Consider the following 5,785-nt stretch of genomic DNA (forward strand, 5'->3'; position numbering starts at 1 on the left):
TGTTAACGGGCAAAATATGGTTGAATAGGATAAGCGACAAAGGAGCAAAAACCAACTGTAGTTTGTCCTTGTTAAACAGCTTGTTAGTTGCCATTTTTTACCGCAAATATTTCATCTAATATTTTTTCACCAAGCTCTGTTGGCGCTAATTCAAACGAAATAGATTTATCCAACTGTTCTTGATATTGCTCCCAATTTAGTGGGTTTGCAATATGCTCTGTAACTTCATCAATTGACATTATGGTTGAGTTATTAACCTCATACACATTATCTTTGGTATTTTCTAGAGTTAATTTGCAAAGGCAAATAACCCCCTTTTCAAGAGCACCAATAACTAGATTTTCAACCATTGCGTATTTTTGGGAAATTGAAGCTTTAGGATGAGAGAAGTGTATATCAGTTATCACTTCAGAAAGTGGCATACCAAAATCTGTAAGCTCAACTAATAAAGCTCTCTCTTCTTTAGTTAACTCCATGCTATCCGAAATTCCTTGACGGCTAACGCTTGTTTCAGCTGCTGCGCCGACGGTGCAGCAGCTGAAACACTTACTCCATTCACCTTGCACCTTTGACCAGTGGAAGACCATTTGTGCCAACCGGAATATAGACAGTTGTATGGTTAGGAGAGTCTGCCATTTTCAGCTGAGCGTTTATTGCTTCGTGCTGGAGATAGTTTGGTGTCAATGTTGCGTTGATAATTTTCTGAGCTTCAGCAATACCCTTTGCTTCCTCAACTCTAATTTCTGCATCTTTTCGCGCAATTTGCTTCTGTGTTTCTTTTTCAGATAACAGTTGTTGTGCTGCAAGTTTTTTCTCTACAGCATTTGCAACGATTTCTGGGTAGTTGATGTTGCCTACAACTACTTTTGCTATATCAAATGGAGTGTTGCCAAGATAGCTTTGTAGTTTTTCAGTGACTTCAACCGCTATTTTTTCACGGCTACCTTTTAAGTCTCGGCTATCATATTTCTGGACGGCACTGCGCACATAAGTTCTAAAGGTTTCTCGAATGTACCTTTGATACCAGTTCTCACCACCATAACTTTCGACTACTTCTTTGACTGTTCCTTGTTTAATGGAAATGACAGCATGAAAATCAAAGCTGATATTTAGATCATCATTGGCAAGTATCTTGAAATTTTCGGTGTAGGTGTTTGGTCGCATATCAATGTTAATCACTTGATTGCGCCATAAAGAAACCCCGTAGTTGCTTGGTCCTTCTAATGTGCTTCTGTATCCACCAGCTCCGAATATTCTAGGTTTTTCGAAAACATACCCTTCATGACCTGCTGGTGTATTTGGGTTGGTACATGCAGTCAATAAAACTGCTGCGAAGACTCCCATGAAGATAAGTCCTGAAAGACTTCCTAAAACTGAGGACTTTTTCTGAAACATTATTAATCCTTATTATTAGATGGTTACTGTATATATTTGGTGATTGTAACGCCCCAAGCAGGGCAACTTTAAAGCTGACTAAAATTAGGAGCAAAGCGATGGGGGCCAGCTTAAAATTACCCCGTTGGCTTGTTAGGTGTTTTTACTACTCAAGAGGTTTATCTGGAAGTTTTGAGCCGCACCATGGACAAAATAGAATAATATTATTACCGCCAACCACGTCTTCAGGAACCTCTATATACCAAGTGCTTTCGCCGGTAAATGTAGTGTGCCTCACTTGAATTTCTCCATAACCTTTAAGATCCTCAATGGCCGAAAATAACCTTACACAACAATATTTTTTAATTCTCTCGGTTCTATGTTTGTCTATATTTGAACACTCCATACTCACAAACCTGCCGTAAACATCTAACGCTTCGCTAATAAGAAAACATGATATTGGCATTTTGGTTGCACCTTTCGCAAGCATCATGACAACACTTGTTTTTCTTAATTTAGTGACTTGTTATGTTAATACTACTCAGTAATTACATATAAAATCCCATCGTCTCCTCTTTCACATTCAGTGCCGATTGGGAGTTCAATGAAAGGAATAATGTCAGGATCATAATTCGCAATCGTATTTAAATCATAAATTGAATGATTGCCTGGCTTATCCATATATTCTTGAGTTTCATAACCAGAGAAAAAACGCCAGCCATTGTCCATTTCATTACTTGGTGCTTCTCGGTACATGTAACCAACTTTCTTACCTTCAACAGTAATTTGATCTGTAGCGATGCACCTACCATAACCGACTGCTATGGGCGCTATGTCATCTGCACTTAACTTAAAACTCTTGATCATAATCATTCACATAACGCCCCACTAAGGGGCAAATAATTAAGTTGGCTAAAATAAGCGACGTAGGAGCAAAAGCCAACTTTTATTTGTCACGACTGAGCGACTGGTTAGCTTTTCCAAAACTCCCACCACTTTTTATTTACTTTTTTAGTCGTGTTAGCGGTTTCTGGCTCTGTTTGATTAAAAGGATATTTAATTCTGCTGGAGATATCTACGAAGCTCGCATTCAGGGATGTAGAATTATTGACTCTATCAGGATCATTTAAGTAAGGGTCGGAATAAAACTCCTCTATAGGATAAGGCTGTATGCCTTCAACGTAACCAGAATAATTAAATAGATAGGTTTTTGCATTCTCATCTCGTGAAAAAGCTTTTTGAAATAGACTCCACTCTGACTTTTCAATATTCATGAGAAAGTATTCGCTAGCATCTAGAATTAAGTATTTATGATCAAGCTCTTTAAATAACTCTATAGTTTTATCAAGGTATCCTAATGCTATTTGGGGTTCTTTAAACAGTTCCTCAAAAAACACCTGTGAATTTTTGATGTTTTCTATAGCATTTTCTACTGTAGTGCAAGGTAGGCTAATAGTATCAAAATGTTCATTTCCTTGACCATCCACATATTCTATTTTAGTTTCAATAAAATCGTCAGTATTAAAAAACATCATCCAGACAATTGGTATTTGATACTCTGATTCGGCTAATTCTGTATACTGTGCATTCTCATTTTGTAACTCATTTGCACTAGAAATCGGCTTGTTAGCATTGATTAAATAACTCAATTTTTACTCCTATACCTGAGGAAAAGCTAACGCCGCAAATAAACGGCTAAAAAGAGTTGGCTAAAATTTTTGAACGAAGTGAACGCAGCCAACTTATTAAACGTCCTACTTGATGGGCTTGTTATGAGCCATTTAGTAAAGGCTCAAGTTTGAAATACAGCTTAGTGCCGCAATTACTCCATTTGTAATGATCATCACCGTATTGAATAAATACCGATGACTCACTTAAAAGTTCTTTTGAAATACAAAAACCATTAACTGATTCTGGGTCATTTTCATCAATATCTAAATAAGATTTAAACTTCATGTTATTCTTGCTGCCAATATGAAGCTCTCCCCATATCACCTCGTGTTCACCCAGTGTATTAGGAAATGAGAAACCAATACCGTTACACTGCTGCTCATGCTCTCGCAGATATACTTTAACTCCCATTTTATCTGCTTTGTTCCTGTCATTTATTGTATGTACGGCGTCCTCGTCACAAACAGGACCGCAATAATCGACACAGATAGTTTCAATTTCTTCTGCTATAGAAAAATTTGTAACTAAAAAAATTATCGGAATCACAAGTTGCTTGATCATGTTTTGGCTCATAGCGCTGAAAATAAACAGCAAAAATTAGTTAGCTATTATATGAAGCGGAGCGCAGTCAGCCAACTGAATTTTGTCCGCACTTTTTAATTTTCTTTGTTATATACCCCATTCAACTGAGCTTACATCATGTATGCTTTTAACTAATATCTCTAGTTTTTCTCTAACAAGCATTTCTATTTCTTCGTCGTGTTTACTGAACAGCCTTTTAAACAAAGAGACTCTTTGATCCGCCCAAATTTGCCACAAAGGAATGTCAGACTCTTCATCGTTTTTGCCCATAAAAATATCTATATCTATACCATTAAACTTACTGTTTATGATAAACATATATTCTGATTCTATTAGTTTCTCTGTCTCAAAGCTCAAATGCTGGAGTTGTGAGTAAACATAACCCGAGAGCTGACGAGCAGAATCAAATTTGCTTGTTTTAAAATAAAGATTTTGATTCATGCTTAATCCTTTAAGGACATATAACACCGCCAAAAAGCGCGGCTTTGTAGTTGGTTGGTACTGCGTAAACGTAGCCCAAAGTGCATAAGCCAATCAACGGAAAAGCCGTCGTTTTAACAGGCCTTATTGTAACTTACGGCATAACTATGTTGTAGGCATGCCATATAAGTTCATTTCCCAATCTTCTAGTGGCGGCGATACTTCAAACGCTGGATCACAATATGACCGTATATAATCAGTTGCACGCTGTTGTGCATGCTTAAAATTTAAAACTTCGCCGGTGGGGCTGAGCTCAATAACATTAGTAAATATAGCGTATGCCATTTCGATAGCGCTTGGCTCATTTCCATAGAGTTCTAAATACTCTATATCCTTTAGCATGTAGTGCGTTCCACTAGACATAAAGTAAGCGAAAGATCTCAATACACCGCTAAAGTCACTGCTAATTTTCAAGGCTAAATTCTCTTTTCTCGACTGCGTTATAGCTATTTTACCATGATGTCTGTAACTTCTGTCTGGTTAAAGTGGACAATCATAGTTTGATCGATCAACTCTTGGCTTTCTAATGGTTCGGAGCCATCGATAGAATGCAGAATATATGGAATATAAAGCTGATACTCGTTCCTTAGACCATTGTTAAAATCAACTGATTGAGTCAATTCAACCCCTTGTAAATTAACCCCATAAGCTGACTGGAAAAACGTGGAGTTTATTTGATAGGTCTTTTCTGGAAACTTTACCTTAACACCACTAATTCGATCACTACTTGGATCCTTATATATTGTCAGAGTCAAATCCTTGCTAACTAACGTTATCTCTTTCAAAGGCACAAAAAGGTTTGGTGTAGCGTTACCCTCAGAATTATAAATAAGAAAGAGAAAAGTCATTAGTAATAAGCAACGCATATGATTCCCTATAGTTTTGGCGCCTTACTAATGGGCGCATAAATGCTTGACTAAATTTTGTGAAGCACGGACAAAACCAACTGTTTTTTATCCGCGTTTGCGACTTTGTTATATTTTCATTTCATGAACAAAGTTAAAGGCGCTACCTTTCTTTTCAGGTTGCCAGCCATTTTGAAGAGCTGCTCTGATACAGTACTCAATATCTTTTGGTGTTACAGGTAACTCGGGGTTTCCAATCCAGTTATCACAACGTACCCAAGGAAATGTTATAGATAAAACTGCTCCGGACTGTTCAGCCAACTCTGCTGCTGCGGTCATATTGTTACCGAAAGCACCTTGACTATATGTTGGCTTGTTTCGAATCGTCCATCTGTACTCTACTGAATCAACGACTATTTTACGTGAACCTTTCTTCGGGATTGCCATAAATTACCAGAAAACATAACGCCGCGTTTAACGGCTAAGTAATAGTTGGCTAAAATGTGTAGCGAAGCGAAACCGAGCCAACTGTTGCGTATCCACATTTTCAAACGCTGTGATATGTGCTAATTAACACACTGTATCTCTTCACGATTTATTAAACAATACTTTGACCCCTTAAGCTTTTCAAATGAGTCTCCTACTTTAACTGAAGCAGAGTTTAGAATTATTCTAGAACTAGTAAAGCGTTTTAACTTTCCATTTTTTAATTTGATCTCAATTCTAGGAATACCATGATTTCTAGATTTCCATTCAATTAAAGCCACACTTCCCTTAGCAGAAAACCTTACGGAACTATCACGATCCCAGATTGTTGTGGTCAACTAATTCCG

The 5,785-nt window shown here is 37.4% G+C and carries 10 protein-coding genes; all 10 read right to left on the reverse strand.

Annotation, left to right across the window (positions count from 1 at the left end):
- Window positions 1-83: 83 nt before the first annotated feature.
- Window positions 84-476: a hypothetical protein gene (locus tag N475_RS00420; RefSeq protein WP_063364503.1), complete on the reverse strand. Its 393-nt coding sequence runs from the start codon at window positions 474-476 to the stop codon at window positions 84-86.
- Between the two features lie 79 nt (window positions 477-555).
- Window positions 556-1,344 carry an SPFH domain-containing protein gene (locus N475_RS00425; protein ID WP_063364504.1) on the reverse strand — a complete coding sequence of 263 codons (789 nt, stop codon included), beginning with the start codon at window positions 1,342-1,344 and terminating at the stop codon, window positions 556-558.
- Between the two features lie 196 nt (window positions 1,345-1,540).
- Entirely contained in the window at window positions 1,541-1,867 is a 327-nt protein-coding gene (locus N475_RS00430; protein ID WP_063364505.1) for a hypothetical protein, read from the reverse strand.
- Between the two features lie 44 nt (window positions 1,868-1,911).
- Entirely contained in the window at window positions 1,912-2,241 is a 330-nt protein-coding gene (locus N475_RS00435; RefSeq protein ID WP_063364506.1) for a DUF2185 domain-containing protein, read from the reverse strand.
- A gap of 104 nt (window positions 2,242-2,345) precedes the next feature.
- Window positions 2,346-3,023, reverse strand: coding sequence for a hypothetical protein (locus N475_RS00440; RefSeq protein WP_063364507.1), 678 nt, complete (start codon window positions 3,021-3,023; stop codon window positions 2,346-2,348).
- Between the two features lie 121 nt (window positions 3,024-3,144).
- Complete coding sequence (locus N475_RS00445; RefSeq protein WP_063364508.1) at window positions 3,145-3,606, reverse strand: hypothetical protein; 462 nt, start codon at window positions 3,604-3,606, stop codon at window positions 3,145-3,147.
- Between the two features lie 108 nt (window positions 3,607-3,714).
- Window positions 3,715-4,068: a hypothetical protein gene (locus N475_RS00450; RefSeq protein WP_063364509.1), complete on the reverse strand. Its 354-nt coding sequence runs from the start codon at window positions 4,066-4,068 to the stop codon at window positions 3,715-3,717.
- Window positions 4,069-4,212: 144 nt separating this feature from the next.
- The gene (locus N475_RS00455) at window positions 4,213-4,521 is read right to left on the reverse strand and encodes a DUF7677 family protein (RefSeq protein ID WP_063364510.1); all 309 of its coding nucleotides are present in this window, start codon (window positions 4,519-4,521) and stop codon (window positions 4,213-4,215) included.
- Between the two features lie 32 nt (window positions 4,522-4,553).
- Window positions 4,554-4,973: a hypothetical protein gene (locus N475_RS00460; RefSeq protein WP_063364511.1), complete on the reverse strand. Its 420-nt coding sequence runs from the start codon at window positions 4,971-4,973 to the stop codon at window positions 4,554-4,556.
- A gap of 108 nt (window positions 4,974-5,081) precedes the next feature.
- Window positions 5,082-5,399 carry a hypothetical protein gene (locus N475_RS00465; RefSeq protein WP_063364512.1) on the reverse strand — a complete coding sequence of 106 codons (318 nt, stop codon included), beginning with the start codon at window positions 5,397-5,399 and terminating at the stop codon, window positions 5,082-5,084.
- Between the last annotated feature and the right edge of the window lie 386 nt (window positions 5,400-5,785).

Source organism: Pseudoalteromonas luteoviolacea DSM 6061 (assembly GCF_001625655.1).
Lineage (GTDB): Bacteria > Pseudomonadota > Gammaproteobacteria > Enterobacterales > Alteromonadaceae > Pseudoalteromonas > Pseudoalteromonas luteoviolacea.